Below are 19,480 nucleotides of genomic sequence, written 5' to 3'. Positions count from 1 at the left end.
CTACGGGCGTCGGGCCGGCTAGGAGAGTGTGATTCCATAGTGCGACTCAGTCTAACTAATGGCGGGGGAATCTGCATTACTCCGCGCTTCAGGCGACCAGCGGTATCCCGGACCCGATGAACGGGTTGTCATTCGCACCACTTTCGTGAGTTTTGATACGTGCCGTGGCCAAGTGCGTAGAAAAGTTACTAGACTGGTCGGCAGGTCTAGAAATCAAAGTGAGTTCGGCGGTCACTATCACGTCCTCGTCAGACCACCGGCTCAAGCTAGAACAACGTAGAAATCAGGGAAGAGGCGTTGCACGTGCCAGAGCAAGCACACCACCGACTTACTGAAGAGTTCGGTGGAAACGAATGGCTAGTAGATGAGCTGTTCGAACAGTATCTCGTTGACAAGAACTCGGTAGACAAGAAGTGGTGGGAGATTTTCGAGTCCCTCGCTGCGGAGAAGTCGGCGCCGGCCGCACCGGCGTCGAAGCCGGCAGCCGCCGCACCACCCGCTCCAGCCGTTAAGGGCGCACCGCGCGCGGCCGCAGATGCCCGCGCCTCGGAGCCGGCACCCGCAGCCGCAGCACCTGTCAAGAAGGCCGAGCCGTCGCCGAAGACTGCTCCCATTCCAGCCCAGGCACCGAAGCCGACCCCGTCGACCGAACTGTTCGGCGAGGAGAAGCGCACCGCGTTGCGCGGCCCGATGAAGGCCATCGCGACCAACATGGACGCCAGCCTGACCGTGCCGACCGCCACCACCGTGCGCGCCGTTCCGGCCAAGGTGATGATCGACAACCGCATCGTCATCAACAACCACCTCAAGCGCGCCCGCGGCGGCAAGATCTCCTTCACCCACCTGATCGGCTTCGCCGTGATCCGTGCGCTGAAGCAGATCCCATCGATGAACGTCACCTACGACGTGATCGACAAGAAGCCGACCGCCATCCAGCCGGCGCACGTGAACTTCGGCATCGCCATCGACATGCCCAAGCCGGACGGCACCCGCATGCTGGCCGTGCCGAACATCAAGGCCGCGGAGACCCTGAGCTTCAACGAGTTCTGGACCACCTACGAAGACCTGATCAAGCGCGCCCGCGCCAACAAGCTGACCGCGGACGACTACGCCGGCACCACCGTGTCGCTGACCAACCCCGGCGGCATCGGCACCGTGCACTCGGTGCCGCGCCTGTCCAAGGGCCAGGCCGCCATCATCGGCGTCGGCGCCCTGGAATACCCGGCGGAGTTCCGCGGCTCGGCCGAGACCACCGTGGCCCGCATGGGCATCGGCAAGCACATCACCCTGACCTCCACCTACGACCACCGCGTCATCCAGGGTGCCGGTTCGGGCGAGTTCCTGAAGCTGGTGGAAAGCCTGCTGCTCGGCGAGCAGGGCTTCTACGACGAGATCTTCGAGCAGCTGCGCATCCCGTACGAGCCGGTGCGCTGGGCCGTGGACAACCAGGTCGACATCGACCTGCAGGTCAACAAGGTCGCCCGCATCCAGCACCTGATCAACTCCTACCGCGTGCGCGGCCACCTGATGGCCGACACCAACCCGCTGGAATACGTCCAGCGCAAGCACCCGGACCTGGACATCAAGTCCTACGGCCTGACCCTGTGGGATCTGGACCGCGAATGGATCTCCGGCGGCCTGGGCGGCCAGGACCGCGCCCCGCTGCGCGACATCCTGGGCATCCTGCGCGACGCCTACTGCCGCACCATCGGCACCGAGTACATGCACCTGCAGAACCCGGTCGAGCGCGAGTGGTTCCAGGCCAAGCTGGAGCGCGGCTACGCGAAGCCGACCCGCGAAGAGCAGCTGCGCATCCTGAGCAAGCTGAACTCCGCAGAGGCCTTCGAGACCTTCCTGCAGACCAAGTTCGTCGGCCAGAAGCGCTTCTCGCTGGAAGGCGGCGAATCGCTGATTCCGCTGCTGGACGCCATCATCTCCGACGCGGCCGACGACCAGTTGGACGAAGTCGCGATCGGCATGGCCCACCGCGGCCGCCTGAACGTGCTGACCAACATCGCCGGCAAGACCTATGCACAGGTCTTCCGCGAATTCGAAGGCACCGCCACCCCGGGCTCCGTCCAGGGCTCCGGCGACGTGAAGTACCACCTGGGCACCGAGGGCTCCTACACCTCGGACGCCGGCAACGAGACCAAGGTGTACCTGGCGGCCAACCCGTCGCACCTGGAAGCAGTGGACCCGGTGCTCGAGGGAATCACCCGCGCCAAGCTGGACCGCCTGGGCTCGGGCAACGCAGTGCTGCCGATCCTGGTGCACGGCGACGCCGCGTTCGCCGGCCAGGGTGTGGTCTCCGAGGTGCTGGCCATGAGCCAGCTGCCGGGCTACAAGACCGGCGGCACCGTGCACGTGATCGTGAACAACCAGATCGGCTTCACCACCGCGCCGACCTCCTCGCGTTCGTCCGTCTACGCCTCCGACGTGGCCCGCACCGTGCAGGCCCCGATCTTCCACGTCAACGGGGACGACCCGGAGGCAGTGGTGCACGTGGGCCAGCTGGCCTTCGAGTACCGCCAGAAGTTCGGCAAGGACGTCGTGATCGACCTCATGTGCTACCGCCGCCGCGGCCACAACGAGGGCGACGACCCGTCGATGACCCAGCCGATCATGTACAACCTGATCGAGGCCAAGCGCTCGACCCGCAAGCTGTACACCGAGGCCCTGGTCGGCCGCGGCGACATCACGCAGGAAGAGGCCGACAACGCACTGGCCGAGTACAAGGGCTCGCTGGAGCGCATCTTCGCCGAGACCCACGCCGCCCAGACCTCGCCGATCCCGATCATCACACCGGGCTCGACGATCAACGACCTGGAGAAGCCATTCGCCCAGGCCGCAGACGAGGGCACCATGGACGGCGCCCGCCCGTCGGCGATCTCCGCGCAGACCCTGGCCCACATCGGCGACGCCCACTCGGCGATCCCCGAGGGCTTCGTGATGCACACCAAGCTGAAGTCGCTGCTTGAGCGCCGCACCAAGATGGCCCGCGAAGGCGGCATCGACTGGGGCTTCGCCGAGCTGGCGGCCCTGGGCTCGCTGTCCATGGAAGGCGTGCCGGTCCGCCTGGCGGGCCAGGACTCGCGCCGCGGCACCTTCGTGCAGCGCCACGCGGTCTTCCACGACCGCGAGAACGACAACGAGTGGTACCCGCTGAAGAACCTGTCCGAGGACCAGGCGCAGATGTGGATCTACGACTCGCTGCTCTCCGAGTACGCGGCCCTGGGCTTCGAGTACGGCTACTCCGTGGAGCGCCCGGACGCGCTGGTCATGTGGGAGGCGCAGTTCGGCGACTTCGTCAACGGCGCCCAGACCGTGATCGACGAGTTCATCTCCTCGGCCGAGCAGAAGTGGTCGCAGTCCTCCTCGCTGGTCATGCTGCTGCCGCACGGCTACGAGGGACAGGGCCCGGACCACTCCTCGGCCCGCATCGAGCGCTTCCTGCAGCTGTGCGCGGAGAACAACATGGTCGTGGCCCAGCCGTCCACCGGCGCCAACCACTTCCACCTGCTGCGCCGCCAGGCCTACGCCCGTCCGCGCAAGCCGCTGATCGTGTTCACCCCGAAGCAGCTGCTGCGCCTGAAGGCCGCAGCCAGCGCCGTGGAGGACTTCACCAGCGGCGGCTTCCGCGAAGTGATCGGCGACGCCTCGATCACCGATGCGAACGCCGTGGACAAGGTGCTGCTGTGCTCGGGCCGCGTGTACTACGACCTGCTGGCCGCACGCACCAAGGCCGGGGACTCGAAGACCGCGATCGTCCGCGTCGAGCAGCTCTACCCGGCACCGGTCGAGCAGATCGCCGCCGAGCTGGCCAAGTACCCGAACGCGACCGCGAGCTGGGTGCAGGACGAGCCTGCGAACCAGGGCCCATGGCCGTTCTTCGGCCTGTACGTGGCACCGAACCTGGACCAGAAGATCAACCTGGTCTCGCGTCCGGCATCGGCCGCCACCTCGGCCGGCACCGCCAAGCGCCACGAGGCTGAGAACGCGGTGCTGATGCAGCAGGCCTTCGCCCGCTAGCGCCCACCCGCGCCGTCGGCGCATCCCCGACCGGCGAACCAGCGCTCCCTTTCCAGGAGCCGGGTTCGCCGGTCTAGGTGTTTAATGGGGTACGACATCCCAGAGCACGCAGTGCAACACTGATAATGTTGACAACGATCCACCCTTACCCAACGAAAGGCCGCCAAGTTGGAGTTACGCACCATCCGGATTACCGCAATCGGGGACGAACTTCTGGCAGGCCACGGCGACCCGCGCGGCCTGGGCTGGTTCGGCCGCGTCATGGCCCGCACCCAGGACCCGGCCCTGCGCCTGCAGTCGTTTGTGCTCGCCGCTCCCGCCGAGGGTTCCGAGGCGCTGGCCGAACGCTGGCTGGGCGAGGCGTCGCGCCGTTTCAGCGACCAGTTCGAGAACCGCCTGGTGATCGCGCTGTCGGACCGCGACGTCGACCTGGGCGTCAGCACCGCGCGCAGCCGCCTGAACCTGGCCAACATCCTCGATTCCGCCTCCCAGATGAACATCAAGGCGCTGCTGGTCGGCCCGGCCCCCGGGCTGGACGACGCGCGCAACGAACGCGTGGCCGAGCTGAACCGCGTGTACGCGGACGTGGCCATGCGCCGCAACCACCACTACGTGGACACCTTCGCTCCCCTGCGCAGCCACGCGCAGTGGCGCGCCGACCTGAACGCCTCCGGCGGCGTGCCGGGACAGGCCGGCTACGGCCTGATGGCGTGGCTGGTGCTGCACCGCGGCTGGTACTCCTGGCTGCAGCTGCCAGAGCCCAGCGCAGGCTAGCGGCACCGCCCGGCGCGACCCGGCGTCCGCGGGGCCCGTTAGGCTTTTGCCACCGGAATGTGAAAGACTATTAGTCGGCTCGAAACCCATCGAGCAGTTTGTAATGATCCCTCTAAGGAGTCACCATGTCGAAGCGCGCTCGTAAGCGTCGCGATCGCAAGCGTGGCGGTGCCAACCACGGCAAGCGCCCAAACAGCTAAGCGAAGCGAACAGACGAAGAACCCCGTACCACTCGAAGCATTTCGAGCGATACGGGGTTCTTTCCATGGTGGCCGGCGCGGCGCGCCGGGTGCTAGTGGCCGGATTCGATCCTGATCTGCGAGATCCGGGTGATGATGTTCGCCTTGAGCTGCTCCGGGGCATGCTCCTGGCAGCTGCGTCGCACCACCGAGCGGATGATGCACTCCAGGTCGTACTGCTCGGTGCACTCGGGGCAGTGGTCCAGATGGGCCTTGACCTCTTTCAGGTCGGCCAGCGTGAGGGCGCCGTCGAGGTACTCGTAGATGCGCACGATGCGCGCGTCGGAGCAGTCCCCCAAAGAATTGCAGTCCATCTTACTTCGTCCCTCCATCGACCTTGGCTGCGGGCTTGGCCGCCGCCTGGATTCCGCGTTCTGCGGCGTAGTCCGCCAGCAGTTCCCTCAGTTGCTTGCGTCCACGGTGCAGCCGCGACATCACCGTGCCGATCGGCACCCCGAGGATCTCCGAGGCTTCCTTGTAGCTGAAGCCCTCGACGTCGACGAAATACACCGCCAGGCGAAAATCCTCTCCAATGGACTGCAGGGCCGCCTTCACATCGGAATCCGGAAGGTGGTCCAGCGCCTCGACCTCGGCCGAGCGCAGGCCCGTGGGCGAATGCTCCATCGCCTGGGCCATCTGCCAGTCCTCCACCGTGTCCGTGCTGGTGCGCAGCGGTTCGCGCTGGCGCTTGCGGTACAGGTTGATGTAGGTGTTGGTCAGGATCCGGTACAGCCAGGCCTTCAGGTTCGTGCCGGGCTTGTACTGGTGGAAGGCCGAATACGCCTTCGTGTAGGCCTCCTGGACCAAGTCCTCGGCATCCGACGGGTTGCGCGCCATGCGCAGCGCGGCGGAATACAGCTGGTCCACGTAGACCAGGGCGTCCCGCTCGAAACGCTCGCGGCGCTGCGCCTCGGACTCGGCGCCCGCATCGGGAAGGTTCGCGTCCACACTCTCGTTAGTCATCGCCCTCGAGTCTACGCGCTGCGCGGGGTTTCCGGGCAGGGCGCGGCCCGGGCGCTGCGTGCCCTGCACTGCGCCGCCGGCGCCCGCCACGGTGCTGATGTCTTCAATCGTCGTCACACTCGGTTCAACGAACGGCGTCCAAACCTTATTCCCGCGCCGATCTCGGCTAGGATTTAAGCAGGCGGGACGGGGCGATGAACGCCCCGGCAGGCGCCAGAACATCTTGTGCTCCGACGCCGCAGCAGCCAGGCCTCACAGTTAGGATCAGCCCAATCAACACCGCACCCAGCACTGGAACCACCCCTTCGCATCCGGTCGAGCCCCTGTGGTGGCCCGCCCCCTTCGCCGCCGCGCCGCTGGACGCGACGGTCCTGGTGCCGGCTTCCAAGTCGCTGACCAACCGGTATCTGGTCCTCGCCGCCCTGGCGTCCTCCCCCTCCACGATCCACAACACCCTGATCAGCCGAGACACCGAACTGATGCTCGACGCGCTGGCGGCCTTCGGCGTCGCGCTGGAGCGCACCGTGCAGGCCGACGGCTCCACCACCGTGCACGTCGTCCCCCCGGCGCGGCTGTCCGCCGGGCCGCTTCAGGTGCAGTGCGGGCTGGCCGGCACCGTCATGCGCTTCGTCCCGGCGCTGGCCGCGGTGGCCGGCGCGCAGGCGCGCTTCGACGGCGACGCCGCCGCCCGCGTGCGCCCGATGGCCCCGGTGCTCGACGCCCTGGCCGAGCTGGGCGCCGTCTTCACCTACCACGGCACCCCGGGCATGCTGCCCTTCACCATGGACGCGCGGCAGCTGGAAGCCGGCGCCGCCGTGCAGATCGACGGGTCGGCCAGCTCCCAGTTCATCTCCGCGCTGCTGCTGGCCGGCCCGGCCCTGCCCGGCGGGCTGCGCCTGCGCGCCGCGCAGGGCCCGCTGGCCTCGCCGGACCACATCGCGATGACCGTGGCCACGCTGCGCGAGCTCGGCGCGGTGCTGGAGGTCGACGCGGACGGGCGCGGCTGGCACGTGCAGCCGCGGCCGATCGCCGGCTTCACCGTCACCGTGGAACCCGACCTGTCCAACGCCGGGCCGTTCCTGGCCGCCGCGCTGGCCACCCGCGGCGTGGTGCGCGTGCCGTTCTGGCCGGCGGCGACCACCCAGGTCGGCGGCAAGTGGGTGCAGATCCTTGCGGCCATGGGCGCCGAGGTGTCGCTGGGCGCCGATTCGGTGCTCACGGTGCGCGGCACCGGGCCGATCCGCGGGATCGACTACGCGGATGCCTCCGAGCTCGCCCCGACCCTGGCCGCGCTGTGCGCGCTGGCCGACTCCCCCAGCCGGCTGACCGGCATCGGGCACCTGCGCGGGCACGAGACCGACCGGCTGGCCGCGCTGCAGGCCGAGCTGGGCAAGGTGGGTGCGCAGGTGCAGGTGACCGGGGACGGGCTGGAGATCACCCCGGGTGCGCTGCGCCCGGCGGACCTTGACAGCTACGAGGACCACCGCATGGCCACCGCCGGAGCCCTGCTGGGCCTGGCCGTCGACGGGATCCGCGTCGCGGACATCGCCACCACCTCCAAGACCATGCCGGACTTCCCGGCGCAGTGGGCGGCGATGGCCGCCACCGCCGCCGGAGCGGCAGAGCAGGGCGCCCGCTGATGCGCTACTCCGACTACGATGAATCCTCGGTCCGCGTCCGCCCGAACAAGAAGGGCTCGCGCCCGCGCACCAAGGACCGCCCGGCCCATGAAAAGGCAGTGATCGGGCGCATCGTCACCGTGGACCGCGGCCGCTACACCGCGATCCTGGACGAGGACACGCCGGCCGAGCGCATCGTGATCGCCGCCCGCGCCCGCGAGCTGCGCCGCCAGGCCATCGTGCCCGGGGACCTGGTCGCGCTGGTCGGGGACACCTCCGGCAAGCCGGACACGCTGGCGCGGCTGGTGCGCATCGAGGAGCGCAGCACGCTGCTGCGCCGCAGCGCGGACGACACCGACGCCACCGAGCGGGTGGTCGTGGCGAACGTGGACAAGCTGGTCATCGTGGTCGCCGCGGCGAATCCGGAGCCGCGCACCGGCTTCGTGGACCGCGCGCTGGTCGCCGCCTACGACGCCGGCATCCAGCCGGTGCTCTGCGTGACCAAGGCCGACGTCGCCGACCCGGCCGAATTCCTGGCCCACTACGAGGGCCTGGAGCTGCCGGTGGTCATCTCGCGCACCACCGATGCGGAAGCCTCCGGCATCGACGCGCGCAGCGCCGACGGGGCCAGCGCCCGGCTGGACGCCGCCGCGCTGGATCAGCTGCAGGGCCTGCTCGCCGGCTGCGTCTCGGTGGTGCTGGGCCATTCGGGGGTGGGCAAGTCCACCCTGGTCAACGCGCTGACCGGCGCGCAGCGCGCCACCGGGCACGTCAACGCCGTGACCGGGCGCGGGCGGCACACCTCCTCCAACGCGCTGGCGCTGCGCCTGGGCGAGACCCCCGGCTCCTGGCTCATCGACACCCCCGGCATCCGCTCCTTCGGGCTGGGCCTGGTGGACCCGGAGAACATCCTGGCCGCCTTCGAGGACCTGGCCGAGATCGCCACCGGCTGCCCACGCGGCTGCACCCACGCCGCCGGCGAGGCCGGCTGTGCGCTGCAGGCCTGGGCCGACGACGAATCCACCGGCGCCCAGGCCGCCGCCCGGCTGGCCTCCTACCGCCGGCTGGTCACCACCGAGGAAACTACGCACGAAAAGGAGCTCGGCGCGCAGTAGCGCCGCACCACCATGGCTGAATACACCCTGCAGCAGGACCTGAAGTTCGCCCTCGCGCTGGCCGACAAGGTCGACGCGTTCACCCTGGCCCGCTACGGCGCCAACGACCTCCTGGTCGAAACCAAGCCGGACATGACCCCGGTCTCCGACGCCGACCGCGGCGCCGAGCAGCTGATCCTGGACCAGCTGGCGGAGCACCGACCCGGGGACTCCGTGCTCGGCGAGGAGTTCGGCGTGCACGGGGACTCCTCGCGCCGCTGGGTCATCGACCCGATCGACGGGACCAAGAACTTCGTGCGCCGCGTGCCGGTCTGGGCGACGCTGATCGCGCTGCTCGTCGACGACGAACCGGTGCTCGGGGTCGTTTCCTCCCCCGCGCTGGCCCGCCGCTGGCATGCGGCCACCGGGCTGGGTGCGTTCGTCACCGAGCCGGGCGCCGAGGTCGGCTCCACCGCCACCCGGCAGATCCGCGTTTCCGGGGTGAGCGAGCTGTCCGACGCGTCGCTGTCCTACGCGTCGCTGAACGGCTGGAAGGACGCCGGCAAGCTCGACGGGCTGCTGGACCTGCTCACCAGCGCCTGGCGCACCCGCGGCTACGGCGACTTCTACTCCTATGCGCTGCTGGCCGAGGGCGCGGTGGACGCCGCGTTCGAACCCGAGCTGGAGCTCTACGACATGGCCGCGCTGGTGCCGGTGGTGCGCGAGGCCGGAGGCCGTTTCACCTCCGTCGCCGGAGTCGAGGGCTGCCACGGCGGCAACGCGCTGGCCAGCAACGGCCGCCTGCACGAGGCGATCCTCCCCTACCTGAACCGCTAGCCGCCCATGCCCCGCAACCGCGATCCGCGCGCGCTGACCACCAGCGAGGAGGACTACCTCAAGGCGCTGTACCTGCTCACCGAGTGGGAGGACACGCAGGTGAGCACCGGCGCGCTGGCCGACCAGCTGGGCCTGTCCCCCGCCTCGGCGACCCCGATGGTGCAGAAGCTGGCGGCGAAGTCGCTGGTGCACCACGTGCCCCGCGGGGCGATCACGCTCAGCGAGGCCGGGCGCCGCGAGGCCCTGCGCATGGTGCGCCGCCACCGGCTGCTGGAGACCTTCCTGCGCGACGAGCTGGGCTACGGCTGGGACGAGGTGCACGACGAGGCCGAGGCGCTGGAGCACACCGTGACCGACCGCTTCATCGACGCGCTGGATGAGCGCCTGGGCCGCCCGCGGCGCGACCCGCATGGGGACGCGATCCCCGCGGCCGACGGCACCCTGCCGGCCAGCCGGGCGGTGCGCCTTGACCGCTTCACCGGCCGCACCGCGATCGTGGACCGGATCAGCGACGAGGACCCCGACTTCCTGCGCCGTGCCAAAGACCAGGGGCTGGTGCCCGGAGCGGCGATCACCCTGCCGCACCAGCTGAACTACCTGGATGCCTCGCTGGTGTGGGTGCGCCCGGCCTGAGCCCGACGCCCGGCCGGCCGCCACGGCGCCCCGGACCATGTGCAAAAATGGTGCCAGAACCCCGGCAGACAGGAGCATGCCATGACGGAGCGCCCCGGCGTGCTGCTGCTCGGCGTCTGCCCGGAGCAGGATTTGGCCGCAGCGGCCCAGGCCGCGGCGCTGGCGGAGCAGCTGGGCGCCGAACTGCACTGCGCCTGGGTCGACCCCGCCCGCTACACCGTGCAGCGGCTCGCCGACGGCACGGTGCGCTCGGCGCCCATCGACCCCGAGGTGCAGGACCAGGATGTCCAGCCGTTTCCCGAACTGCTCCGCCGGGATCTCGCAACGATTCTGGAACCGCTGGCGGTGGTCTGGCGGACCCACGCGCTGGCCGGGAACCCCAGCGCTGAGCTGGCCGCCCTGGCCGAGCGGCTCGGGGCGCGAATGATCGTGGTCGGCGCCCGCCGTCCCTCGCTGCGCACCTCGCTGCACGAACTGCTCGGCGGCTCGGTGGCGGCCCAGCTCGCCCGGTGCCAGCTGCTCCCGGTACTCGTGGTGCCCGCCGCGCAGCACCCCTGAACCGGGGAATTGCCAGAGCCGGGCGCCGCCCTGTCCCGCTATCCGCTACCGACGAACGCTGACCAATGAACCGAGACCTCCCCCAGCCGGACCCCGAAAACACCGTACGGCGCCGGGCGCACCTGCGTCCGGGCCATCTGCTGCTGGTGTTCCTCGGCGGCGCGGCCGGGACCGCGGGGCGCGAGGCCGTGAATCTGCTGCTCCCTTCGCATCAGGGCTTTCCGACCGCCACCTTCGCCGTGAACATCCTCGGCGCGCTGCTGCTCGGCCTGCTGCTCGAATCCCTGGGCCGCTTTGGCGGCAGCCCCGGCCGCGTGCGGCGGATGCGGCTGCTGCTGGGCACCGGGTTCATGGGCGGCTTCACCACCTACAGCACCCTCGCGGTGGACGGCGCGCTGCTGCTGGGCACAGGATCCGCCGGCCTCGGAGCCTTGTATGCGCTGGGCAGCATCGTGCTGGGTGCAGCGGCCAGCTGGTGCGGCATCCTGCTCGGTGCCGCTCGCACCCGCCGCAATGCGTCCGGGGAGGCCTCCCGATGACCGCCATGCTGTTTCTCGTGCTGAGCCTGTGCGGCGGCCTCGGCGCCTGTGCCCGCTACGCGCTGGACGGGCTGGTCGCCTCGCGCCTTTCCGGCGCCCTGCCGTGGGGAACGATTCTCGTCAACCTCAGCGGCTCGTTCCTGCTGGGCCTGCTCACCGGCCTGGTCGCCGGACGGCTGCTCCCCGAGTCGTGGCAGCTCGCCGTCGGAACGGGCTTCCTGGGCGGCTACACGACCTTCTCCACCGCCAGCATCGAAACGGTGCGATTGCTGCAGGCCGGCAAGCCGGCAGCCAGCGCGGTCAATGCTTTCGGCACCCTGCTCGGGGCCCTCGCGGCCGCCGGGCTCGGACTGCTGGCCGCCGCACGGCTGTAGCGTGGCCGGTCGGCCAGTTAATCAGCAGGAGCCAGGCCCGTCGGGCCTGGCTCCTGCTCTTTAGGTTCTCGTGTTGCGCGGCTCAGCGTGCGGCGCGACGTCCGCGGGCTGGCGCTGGCGACTGCGCCGGCTGGGTGCCCACAGCCACCGGCTGGGCCTGGGGCTGGGGTTTGCTGCGGTCGTGCGGCACGACGTAGCCGCCGGTGGCGAGGATCAGGATCGCGCTCACGCCGGTGAGCGCGAGCATGGCGATGGCCCAGATCTGCGACTGTTCGGTGAACGACCGGTCGATGCTCAGCCAGAGCACGTAGGCACCGATGAGGTAAATCAGGTGGATCAGCGTCAGCCTGGTGCGCAGGCGCAGCCTGACGACGGCTTTCGGCGAGAAGAACACCGACCAGAGCGCCAGCAACGGCACCACTACCACGAGGATCGCGGGGATCGTCGGCCATGGCACGTAGGCGATCGCGGCAAGTGCCGCGGCAAACAGCAAGCCGACTTCCAAAAGGAAGGCGACGGCTGCGTAGAGCGAAGAGAGGATCGGGGACACTTTCTGGGTGTTGCTCTTGCCCATCACTGACTGCCTCACTCTAATTCCGCACGTTTTCGCCCAAGAATGCTCTCGGTATCTACTCAATTCTATGTGGTAAACAGAATGCCTGCGAGCAGGCTCGCGCGAGAGGTACAGCACCACTGCTTGATTCCGGACAGCAAGAAGCCCCGGAACCGTAGTTCCGGGGCCATTGGTGGAGATGGGGAGAATTGAACTCCCGTCCGATGTAGTGTTGCCAGGTCTTCTCCGGGCGCAGTTTGCTACGGAATTTCTCTGCCCCAGCCATCACGCAAACAAGTGGCTGATCCGGGCACAGTTGCCTAAATATGTACCCGACAGCGGCAACAGCTGCCGGATACAGTGGCTATCTAAATGACGTTAGGAACAGGGGCGATAGCATCCCCTGGCTAACGGACTGTCTGGCTGCTTAGGCAGCGAGAGCGAAGTCAGTGCGCTTTGATTCGGCACTTATTGTTTTGCAAAGAGCGTTTACGAGATAACTTTGCGTCCTCGGCCCGCTTCATCTGTCGCGACTTACACCGTCGAAACCGATCATCCCCGTATTTTGTTGTCAGTTCCGGGTTTCCCCGGATGCAACCGCACCGAAGTGCGTTAACCAATCATAGCGCACCTCCCGCCGGAACCCCAACGAGAGATGCGCCACCGATTCAGCGTGGAGCCGCAGTCTGATCAGGCATGACCGCGATTGCGCTCGCGCATGGCACGCAGCGCTTCGCGGTTGTCCTGTTTCTCGCGCAGCGTCTGCCGCTTGTCGAACTCGCGCTTGCCTCGCGCGATGCCGATTTCAAGCTTTGCGCGGCCGGACTTGAAGTACAGGCTCAGCGGCACGATGGTCAAGCCAGCTTCGGAGATCTTGCGCTCGATCTTGACCAGCTCCTGGCGGTGCAGCAGGAGCTTGCGGCGGCGGCGAGCCGCATGGTTGGTCCAGGAGCCGTTGAGGTACTCCGGGATATAGCAGTTCTCGATATACAGTTCGCCGCGATAGAACTGGCCGAAGCCGTCCACCAGCGATGCCTTGCCTTCGCGCAAGGACTTCACTTCGGTGCCGGTCAGCACCATACCGGCTTCGAATGTGTCGAGAATTTCATAATCGTGGCGAGCCTTGCGGTTGCTCGCGATGACACGATCTTCCTGGTTCTTCTTGGCCATGACACTCCTTGCATGTCGCGGGCGGATTCCCGCGCACAAATATCAAGTCTAGCGTTAGAGAAGTCCCAATGGGTTCACGGCTTGGCCGTTGACGATCGTTTCGAAGTGCAGGTGGCAGCCGGTGGAGTTGCCGGTGGTGCCGACATAGCCGATAACCTGCCCCTGGGAGACCTTCTGGCCGACGCCTACGGCGATCTTGGACATGTGGTGGTAGTTCGTCGCCAGCGCCTTGCCGTTGACGACGCCGTGCGAAACGGTCACCTTGTTGCCCGAGGAACCGCCCCAGCCAGCCATCCAGACTTCGCCGTCGGCTGCTGCGGTAATCGGCGAACCGCACTGGCCGCCGAAGCCCCAGTCGATGCCGGCGTGCACGTAGCCTCCCCGGCCTCCGTAGTCGATGGTGCCGGCTGGAGTGGGACGCCAACCGAAGCTGGAGGTGATCTTGTTCCCGGCGGTCGGCTTGACCAGGCCCCAGGCGCTGGATCCTGCGGACTGCGGAGCCACCGGAGCGGCGGTTTCCTTGGGAACGTACTTCTTTTTGGTGTAGGCCTGCTTCTTGGCCTTGGCTTCCGCCGCCAATTTGGCCTGCTGGGCCTCGTAGGCGGCCTTGCGCTTGGCCTCAGCTTCGGCGGCCTTGCGCTTGCGTTCCTGCTCTTCGCGCAACAGGCGCTCCTGGCGCTCCTTGATGTCCGCCTGCACCTGCGCGTACTCGGCCTGCTGGGCCTTCAGCTTCGCTTGGATCTGCGGCTTCTTCGCTTCCAGCTGCGCACTGAGGGACTCGGTGCTGACGACCAGCGCGTCCAGTTCATCCTTGGCAGACTGCGCGGCGTTGCGGGCGGTTTCTTCCTGGGCCAGCGCTTCCTCGGCCTGGGACTTCAGCGAGGAAATTTCCTTCTCCACCGCCGCCAGCCGGACCTTGTTGTTCTCGTTGTTCGCCTTCTCCTGCGCCAAATCGTTGTAGGCGGAGTTCTGCGATTCCATGGCGCGATTGGCCATGTCGAGCCCGTCGGCCATGGCGGTCGCGGATTCCATGTTCAGGATCATGTCCAGGCCGCCGGATACGCCGCCGCGCTTGTACGCTTCGGAGGCGATCTTGGCCATGGCGTCCTCCGCCTTGTCCATCTCCGCGTTGTTCGCTGCAATCTCCGCGGCGACCTTGTCCCGGGTTCCCTGGGCGCTGATCAGCCGGTCGTTCAGGTCGGACACGGCGGCCTGGGCGTTGGCGACGCGGTTCTGCGCGTCGGCCAGCGCGGCCTGCAAGACCGGCACCTGGGCCTGCTGGTCGCGCAGCTTCTGGTCGGTTTCCTGGATGTCTGCATCCAGGAACTCCATGTCTTGCTCCAGGTTGTCGATGTTCTCCTGCACTTCAACCTTTTTGTTGTCGAGTTCATCAGCGACAACGAGTCCAGCTGGCAGTGTCAGGGCGAGAGCCATTGCTCCACCGAGGGTGGCGCGCAGGAACTTGCGCCGAACTGCGTTGGACAGCATAGGACTCCTTAAAGACGTGCAAAAAGCAGGTTGATCACGACACAAAGGTCGCGGTAAAGCTAAACCTTCAGGTAACGCTTCAACGTTACCACTGATGAAATTGTTGCCAAAACGATACCAATTATCAAGAGCACCGGTGCTATGAGCCAGACTTCCGCGGTGGAAATGAATGCCACTCCCACGTTCTCACTAGCGAGCTTGTCCTCAACGAGGAATTTCATCAGCAGCCAGAGCGTGCCGGAGGCCAGCACGCCGCCAATCACGGAGGCAATCACGCCTTCGATGATGAACGGAAGCTGAATCGTCGCCTTTGAAGCACCTACCAGGCGCATGATCGTGGTTTCCAGCCGTCGATGCATGGCCGACAGCTGGATTGTCGTTCCCGTAAGCAGCACCGCGCAGGCGATCATCACGATGGCCACGATGGCCGCCGCGGCGGAGGCGACCCGAACGAGCTGGAAGACTTTTTCCAGCAGTTCGCGCTGGTCGACCACCGAGTCGACACCGGCAACGGTAGAGAAGGCCTCGTTGATGACCTGATACTTCTCAGGATCGACCAGCGCGACGCGGAAGGACTCGGGCAGCTGGTCGGCCTTGACCTGGTCGACGAGCGAGGAGTTCTTGTACTGGTCCAGGAAGTTCTTGTAGGCGTCTTCCTTGGACTCGTAGGCGATTTCCTTGACGTACGGGGCGAGCTGCTCGGATTCGAGCATGGCCTTGATGGAGTTGCGCTGGTCATCCGTGACCGGCTTGCCTGCGCAGTTCGGCGAGGCGCTGGCATCGTCGCAGAGGTAGACTGCGACCTCCATGCGGTCGTACCAGTACCCCTTCATCTGGTTGATCTGCAGCTGCAGGAGCGCTGAAGCGCCGACGAAGGTCAGCGACACGAAGGTCACCAGCACCACCGAAACGACCATGACGACGTTTTGGCGCAGGCCCTTGACGGCTTCGCGCAGGATAAATCCGAGTCTCACTGGTCTTCGTCCTTCTTTTCGTCCATGGCTTCAAGCGGTTCACGCTCGTCGTTCGGCTCGGCGGAGGCATCGCCGAAGAGCAGCGCGCGGGATCCGTCCTGGTTCACCACGGTCGTCATCGGCGTGTACTGGCCCTGGGCTTCATCTCGCACCACGCGTCCGGAATTCAGCTCAATGACGCGGTGGCGGAATTCGCTGACCAGTTCATGGGCGTGAGTTGCCATCAGCACAGTGGTGCCGTTCTGGTTGATGCGGTCCAGCACGTTCATGACTTCGATGCTGTTCTTGCGGTCGAGGTTGCCGGTGGGCTCATCGGCCAGCAGGATGGCGGGCTTGTTCACAATCGCGCGGGCGATGCCCACGCGCTGCTGTTCGCCGCCGGAGAGTTCGGTTGGCTTGCGCCGGGCCTTGTCTTCAAGTCCGACGAGCTTCAGCGCGTCGGGGACGCGGTCGCGAATCTGTGCGCGGGAGGCGCCGATGACTTCCATGGCGAAAGCGACATTATCGAAGACGGTGCGTTCGCGCAGCAACCGGAAGTCCTGGAAGACGAAGCCGATGTTGCGGCGCAGTTTAGGCACGCGACGGCTGGGGATGCGGTTCAGGTTCTGGCCAGCCACGTAGACGGCGCCGTCGGTGGCGCGCTTTTCACGCAGGACAAGGCTGAGGAAGGTTGATTTACCGGAGCCGGATTCGCCGACAAGGAACGCGAACTCGCCGCGGTTGATCTCGATGCTCACGTCGTCCAGGGCAGCATTTTTCTGCTTGGGCTCGTAAACCATCGAGACGTTTTCGAATTTAATCATGTCTTCAATCGCCAGTTTTCGTCGGGGCGCGACCCACGAAAACCAATCTCGAGAGCAAACGTCTTCTGATGCGCCAATCAACCAAACCTTATCGGTGCGCGGCGGCCATCATGAGGGCATTCGCGGGTGTGTTGCCAGATTCATCAGCTACTAACAGCTGACACAAATTTATATTTTGGCCGCCAATTCCGGTGCTGGCAACCAGTTTTTTACTGGTTGTCCTGGCGGATCCGCGGACGGGCGCAAGGACGTGAGTTTCCTCAAACCCACGCTCCCCCGGGCCAAGGGAAGAGACCTGCGCTTCCGTTGGCCGGCGGGGCTGCGCGGCCTACTTGCTCGGGCGGCGCTGTGTGGCGCGCCAGCGGATCCCGGCGTCGATGAAGTCGTCGATTTCACCGTCGAGCACGGCGGCGGTGTTGCCGACTTCGTGCTCGGTGCGCAGGTCCTTGACCATCTGGTAGGGGTTGAGCACATAGGAACGCATCTGGTCACCCCAGGATGCCTTGACGTCGCCGGCCAGTTCCTTCTTCTGGGCGTCCTGCTCGGCCTTCTTCTGCAGCAGAATTCGCGACTGCAGCACGCGCAGGGCGGCGGCGCGGTTCTGGATCTGCGACTTTTCGTTCTGCATGGAGACCACGATGCCGGTCGGGATGTGGGTCATGCGCACCGCGGAGTCGGTGGTGTTCACGCTCTGGCCGCCGGGACCCGAGGAGCGGAAGACATCGACCTTGATTTCACTTTCCGGGATCTCGATGGAATCGGTCTGCTCGATCAGCGGGATGACTTCCACCGCGGCGAAGGACGTCTGGCGGCGGCCCTGGTTGTCGAATGGCGAGATGCGCACCAGGCGGTGGGTGCCGGCCTCGACCGAAAGGATGCCGAACGCGTAGGGAGCATCGATTTCGAAGGTAGCGGACTTCAATCCGGCTTCTTCCGCGTAGGAGGTGTCCATGACCGTCGCGCTGTAGCCGCGCTTTTCCGCCCAGCGCAGGTACATACGCAGCAGCATTTCCGCGAAGTCCGCGGCATCGACGCCGCCGGCGCCGGAACGAATGGTGACCACGGCGCCGCGGGCATCGAACTCACCATTGAGCAGGGTGACGATTTCCAGGTCGTCCAGCGACTTGCGGATGGCGAGCAGTTCCTTGTCCGCCTCCGCCAGGGTGTCCTTGTCGTCTTCCAGCTCCGCTAGTTCGACCAGGACTTCCAGGTCGTCGATGCGCGTGTGCAGCTTGGTCAGGCGATCAAGTTCCGACTGGCGATAGGAGAGCTTGCTGGTGACAATCTGCGCGCTGGCCGGATCGTCCCACAAATCCGGGGCACCGGCTTCCTCGGAGAGTACTGCGATGTCAGCCTTGATTTGATCAACATCGCTCACTTCCTCGATGGCGGCGAAGGTCGCACGGATTGAGCGGATTTCAGCGGGAAAGTCAGTATTTGCCATGGTGTTCTAAGCGTACGCCATTTGCGGTTCGGTTCCGGGTTTTGCGTCGTTAACGGCTGAGCACCGTTCGCGCGGTGGAATGCACCGTAATGGGAATCCCGGAGGGCACAATCCATCCGATGATCGGAGGGCTGACGGTGCCGGTGAGCACGATCTCAGCGCCCTGCCCTCCGGGCAACACCTGTACGGACTCGATGCCCAGATTGTCGATGCGTCCCGAGGCGCCGACATCCGCCAGATAGCGATGTGCACCCTGTTGGACTTGCTCTGCAGTGAGCTGGATGCGCGGGGCGCCGTCGTCGGCGACGAATTCGAATTCGTCCACCGCCGCCACGATGGCACCGTCCGCCATGGACAGCAGCTGCCGCGCCTTGAGATTCACCGCGCTGGCGGCGAGCACCACGGAAATGGTCAGCAGCGTGACCGCGCACAACCCGATGGCCAGCACCAGCGACTGGCCGTCCTCGCGCCCCAAGGCTTCGCGCAGGCGGCGGCTAGCCAAAACGGTCAATCCTTTGGGCAGCGGTGGCGTCCACGGCGAACGCCGATGCGGAGATGTAGTCGGAGACGAAGGGCAGCGGGACGTCCAGGCTGACGGTGACCGTCACCACCGATCCGGGGCTGAGGCATTCGCTGTTGCAGGAGATGGTGGTGTTCGAACCGCTGAATCCGAAGTTCGCGATGGCGCGATCGGCCGCTGCCTGGGCGTTGGAGCGGGCCTGCGCCGGGTTCTCCGCCACGGCGAATACCTTGGCGGCTTGGTCAGCCGCGGAGACCACCGCATAGCTGCCGCCCTCCAGCGCTGCGGCGGCCAGGACCAGGTAGATCATCGGAATCAGCAGGATCGTGGCGGCGAAGATGAACTCCACGATTGCGCTGCCGTGTTCGTCCGCGGTCGCCTCACGCCACCGGCGCAGCGGCTGGCGAGCGCAGGCCCTAGCCATAGCGCACCGCATCGGAGGTGACGCTCAGGTCCCACCCGTTGGGCAGGAAGCCGATCAGCGGCACCCGGGTGTTGACGGTGACGGTCACCAGCTGGGTGCCGCCGATGGCGGTGGTGGACACCGACACATCCTTGGCGAATCCGCCATGCAGCGATTCGGTGATGAGCGTGCGGGTCCGGCCGGCCGCGTCGGCGGGCGAGCGGTCGGCCAACGCCCCGTAGTGGGCGCCGTTGGCCGCGGCGTCGGTGAGCGTATTGCGCACGTGCAGCGCCAGGGCCAGCTGCATGATCGAGAAGGCCAGCACGATCAGCAGCGTGGTGATCATGACGAACTCCGCCACTGCGGAGCCGCGTTCCCCGTGGTCCCCCGGACCGTCGGCGAACCGGAGCTGCAGTCCCGTTCGGTTTCGCATGCCGGTCCTATCCCAGCCCGGACACCCTGTCGA

The 19,480-nt window shown here is 66.7% G+C and carries 21 protein-coding genes and 1 other RNA gene; 10 read left to right on the top strand and 12 right to left on the bottom strand.

Annotated features, from left to right (window positions below; all coding sequences use genetic code 11):
- The first annotated feature begins 303 nt into the window (after positions 1–303).
- From JQN66_RS06395 to JQN66_RS18715, 3 genes are all read left to right on the top strand, one after another.
- Positions 304–4,029: a multifunctional oxoglutarate decarboxylase/oxoglutarate dehydrogenase thiamine pyrophosphate-binding subunit/dihydrolipoyllysine-residue succinyltransferase subunit gene (locus JQN66_RS06395; protein WP_204677084.1), complete on the top strand. Its 3,726-nt coding sequence runs from the start codon at positions 304–306 to the stop codon at positions 4,027–4,029.
- Positions 4,030–4,197: 168 nt separating this feature from the next.
- Positions 4,198–4,803 (top strand): GDSL-type esterase/lipase family protein, encoded by a 606-nt coding sequence (locus JQN66_RS06390; RefSeq protein WP_188948590.1) that lies wholly within the window; start codon positions 4,198–4,200, stop codon positions 4,801–4,803.
- Positions 4,804–4,928: 125 nt separating this feature from the next.
- The gene (locus tag JQN66_RS18715; RefSeq protein WP_369299107.1) at positions 4,929–5,003 is read left to right on the top strand and encodes a 50S ribosomal protein bL37; all 75 of its coding nucleotides are present in this window, start codon (positions 4,929–4,931) and stop codon (positions 5,001–5,003) included.
- A 92-nt stretch (positions 5,004–5,095) separates the two neighbouring features.
- On the opposite strand, the gene rsrA is transcribed toward JQN66_RS18715, so the two are convergent.
- Both rsrA and JQN66_RS06380 read right to left on the bottom strand, forming a co-directional pair.
- Positions 5,096–5,356, bottom strand: a complete 261-nt coding sequence (gene rsrA / locus JQN66_RS06385; RefSeq protein ID WP_113607932.1) for a mycothiol system anti-sigma-R factor — start codon at positions 5,354–5,356, stop codon at positions 5,096–5,098.
- Between the two features lies 1 nt (position 5,357).
- Positions 5,358–6,005: a sigma-70 family RNA polymerase sigma factor gene (locus JQN66_RS06380; protein ID WP_204677498.1), complete on the bottom strand. Its 648-nt coding sequence runs from the start codon at positions 6,003–6,005 to the stop codon at positions 5,358–5,360.
- A 194-nt stretch (positions 6,006–6,199) separates the two neighbouring features.
- Here JQN66_RS06380 and aroA point away from each other — a divergent pair, with 194 nt between their 5' ends.
- The 7 genes from aroA to crcB all read left to right on the top strand — a co-directional run bounded on the left by aroA (position 6,200) and on the right by crcB (position 11,659).
- Positions 6,200–7,645 (top strand): 3-phosphoshikimate 1-carboxyvinyltransferase, encoded by a 1,446-nt coding sequence (gene aroA, locus JQN66_RS06375; protein WP_204677083.1) that lies wholly within the window; start codon positions 6,200–6,202, stop codon positions 7,643–7,645.
- Positions 7,645–8,739 (top strand): ribosome small subunit-dependent GTPase A, encoded by a 1,095-nt coding sequence (gene rsgA / locus JQN66_RS06370; RefSeq protein WP_204677082.1) that lies wholly within the window; start codon positions 7,645–7,647, stop codon positions 8,737–8,739. Before aroA ends, rsgA begins: the two co-directional genes overlap by 1 nt.
- A gap of 12 nt (positions 8,740–8,751) precedes the next feature.
- Positions 8,752–9,555, top strand: coding sequence for an inositol monophosphatase family protein (locus JQN66_RS06365; protein ID WP_204677081.1), 804 nt, complete (start codon positions 8,752–8,754; stop codon positions 9,553–9,555).
- A 6-nt stretch (positions 9,556–9,561) separates the two neighbouring features.
- Positions 9,562–10,188, top strand: coding sequence for a metal-dependent transcriptional regulator (locus tag JQN66_RS06360; RefSeq protein ID WP_204677080.1), 627 nt, complete (start codon positions 9,562–9,564; stop codon positions 10,186–10,188).
- Between the two features lie 81 nt (positions 10,189–10,269).
- Positions 10,270–10,746 (top strand): universal stress protein, encoded by a 477-nt coding sequence (locus JQN66_RS06355; protein WP_204677079.1) that lies wholly within the window; start codon positions 10,270–10,272, stop codon positions 10,744–10,746.
- Positions 10,747–10,811: 65 nt separating this feature from the next.
- Complete coding sequence (locus tag JQN66_RS06350) at positions 10,812–11,285, top strand: fluoride efflux transporter FluC (RefSeq protein ID WP_204677078.1); 474 nt, start codon at positions 10,812–10,814, stop codon at positions 11,283–11,285.
- The gene (gene crcB / locus JQN66_RS06345) at positions 11,282–11,659 is read left to right on the top strand and encodes a fluoride efflux transporter CrcB (RefSeq protein WP_204677077.1); all 378 of its coding nucleotides are present in this window, start codon (positions 11,282–11,284) and stop codon (positions 11,657–11,659) included. The genes JQN66_RS06350 and crcB overlap by 4 nt, the downstream gene beginning before the upstream one ends.
- An 82-nt stretch (positions 11,660–11,741) precedes the next feature.
- Here the strand turns inward: crcB and JQN66_RS06340 are convergent, their stop codons facing one another.
- The 10 genes from JQN66_RS06340 to JQN66_RS06295 form a co-directional block, all read right to left on the bottom strand.
- Positions 11,742–12,233, bottom strand: coding sequence for a DUF2568 domain-containing protein (locus JQN66_RS06340; protein WP_188948583.1), 492 nt, complete (start codon positions 12,231–12,233; stop codon positions 11,742–11,744).
- 170 nt (positions 12,234–12,403) lie between these two features.
- Positions 12,404–12,772, bottom strand: a transfer-messenger RNA (tmRNA) gene (gene ssrA / locus JQN66_RS06335).
- A gap of 130 nt (positions 12,773–12,902) precedes the next feature.
- Positions 12,903–13,382 (bottom strand): SsrA-binding protein SmpB, encoded by a 480-nt coding sequence (gene smpB / locus JQN66_RS06330; protein ID WP_188948582.1) that lies wholly within the window; start codon positions 13,380–13,382, stop codon positions 12,903–12,905.
- Between the two features lie 54 nt (positions 13,383–13,436).
- Positions 13,437–14,870, bottom strand: coding sequence for a M23 family metallopeptidase (locus JQN66_RS06325; protein WP_188948581.1), 1,434 nt, complete (start codon positions 14,868–14,870; stop codon positions 13,437–13,439).
- Positions 14,871–14,929: 59 nt separating this feature from the next.
- Complete coding sequence (gene ftsX / locus JQN66_RS06320) at positions 14,930–15,844, bottom strand: permease-like cell division protein FtsX (protein WP_204677076.1); 915 nt, start codon at positions 15,842–15,844, stop codon at positions 14,930–14,932.
- The gene (gene ftsE, locus JQN66_RS06315) at positions 15,841–16,647 is read right to left on the bottom strand and encodes a cell division ATP-binding protein FtsE (protein ID WP_204677075.1); all 807 of its coding nucleotides are present in this window, start codon (positions 16,645–16,647) and stop codon (positions 15,841–15,843) included. Before ftsE ends, ftsX begins: the two co-directional genes overlap by 4 nt.
- A 328-nt stretch (positions 16,648–16,975) precedes the next feature.
- Positions 16,976–18,091 carry a peptide chain release factor 2 gene (gene prfB, locus JQN66_RS06310; RefSeq protein ID WP_188948578.1) on the bottom strand — a complete coding sequence of 372 codons (1,116 nt, stop codon included), beginning with the start codon at positions 18,089–18,091 and terminating at the stop codon, positions 16,976–16,978.
- Positions 18,092–18,140: 49 nt separating this feature from the next.
- Complete coding sequence (locus tag JQN66_RS06305) at positions 18,141–18,593, bottom strand: hypothetical protein (RefSeq protein ID WP_188948577.1); 453 nt, start codon at positions 18,591–18,593, stop codon at positions 18,141–18,143.
- Positions 18,586–19,035, bottom strand: coding sequence for a hypothetical protein (locus JQN66_RS06300; protein ID WP_188948576.1), 450 nt, complete (start codon positions 19,033–19,035; stop codon positions 18,586–18,588). The genes JQN66_RS06305 and JQN66_RS06300 overlap by 8 nt, the downstream gene beginning before the upstream one ends.
- A complete protein-coding gene (locus tag JQN66_RS06295) occupies positions 19,028–19,447 on the bottom strand; it encodes a TadE family protein (RefSeq protein ID WP_204677074.1) in 420 nt (139 codons plus the stop codon). The genes JQN66_RS06300 and JQN66_RS06295 overlap by 8 nt, the downstream gene beginning before the upstream one ends.
- Between the last annotated feature and the right edge of the window lie 33 nt (positions 19,448–19,480).

The organism is Glutamicibacter protophormiae (assembly GCF_016894325.1).
GTDB lineage: Bacteria > Actinomycetota > Actinomycetes > Actinomycetales > Micrococcaceae > Glutamicibacter > Glutamicibacter protophormiae.
This window is presented reverse-complemented; position numbering and strand designations above follow the sequence as displayed.

What these genes read in the sequence shown, in the direction of transcription:
- rsrA (WP_113607932.1), bottom strand. Translation starts at nt 5,356, where the DNA reads ATGGACTGCAATTCTTTGGGGGACTGCTCCGACGCGCGCATCGTGCGC.
- JQN66_RS06380 (WP_204677498.1), bottom strand. Translation starts at nt 6,005, where the DNA reads ATGACTAACGAGAGTGTGGACGCGAACCTTCCCGATGCGGGCGCCGAG.
- aroA (WP_204677083.1), top strand. Translation starts at nt 6,200, where the DNA reads ATGAACGCCCCGGCAGGCGCCAGAACATCTTGTGCTCCGACGCCGCAG.
- rsgA (WP_204677082.1), top strand. Translation starts at nt 7,645, where the DNA reads ATGCGCTACTCCGACTACGATGAATCCTCGGTCCGCGTCCGCCCGAAC.
- JQN66_RS06365 (WP_204677081.1), top strand. Translation starts at nt 8,752, where the DNA reads ATGGCTGAATACACCCTGCAGCAGGACCTGAAGTTCGCCCTCGCGCTG.
- JQN66_RS06360 (WP_204677080.1), top strand. Translation starts at nt 9,562, where the DNA reads ATGCCCCGCAACCGCGATCCGCGCGCGCTGACCACCAGCGAGGAGGAC.
- JQN66_RS06355 (WP_204677079.1), top strand. Translation starts at nt 10,270, where the DNA reads ATGACGGAGCGCCCCGGCGTGCTGCTGCTCGGCGTCTGCCCGGAGCAG.
- JQN66_RS06350 (WP_204677078.1), top strand. Translation starts at nt 10,812, where the DNA reads ATGAACCGAGACCTCCCCCAGCCGGACCCCGAAAACACCGTACGGCGC.
- crcB (WP_204677077.1), top strand. Translation starts at nt 11,282, where the DNA reads ATGACCGCCATGCTGTTTCTCGTGCTGAGCCTGTGCGGCGGCCTCGGC.
- JQN66_RS06340 (WP_188948583.1), bottom strand. Translation starts at nt 12,233, where the DNA reads ATGGGCAAGAGCAACACCCAGAAAGTGTCCCCGATCCTCTCTTCGCTC.
- smpB (WP_188948582.1), bottom strand. Translation starts at nt 13,382, where the DNA reads ATGGCCAAGAAGAACCAGGAAGATCGTGTCATCGCGAGCAACCGCAAG.
- JQN66_RS06325 (WP_188948581.1), bottom strand. Translation starts at nt 14,870, where the DNA reads ATGCTGTCCAACGCAGTTCGGCGCAAGTTCCTGCGCGCCACCCTCGGT.
- ftsE (WP_204677075.1), bottom strand. Translation starts at nt 16,647, where the DNA reads ATGATTAAATTCGAAAACGTCTCGATGGTTTACGAGCCCAAGCAGAAA.
- prfB (WP_188948578.1), bottom strand. Translation starts at nt 18,091, where the DNA reads ATGGCAAATACTGACTTTCCCGCTGAAATCCGCTCAATCCGTGCGACC.
- JQN66_RS06300 (WP_188948576.1), bottom strand. Translation starts at nt 19,035, where the DNA reads ATGGCTAGGGCCTGCGCTCGCCAGCCGCTGCGCCGGTGGCGTGAGGCG.
- JQN66_RS06295 (WP_204677074.1), bottom strand. Translation starts at nt 19,447, where the DNA reads ATGCGAAACCGAACGGGACTGCAGCTCCGGTTCGCCGACGGTCCGGGG.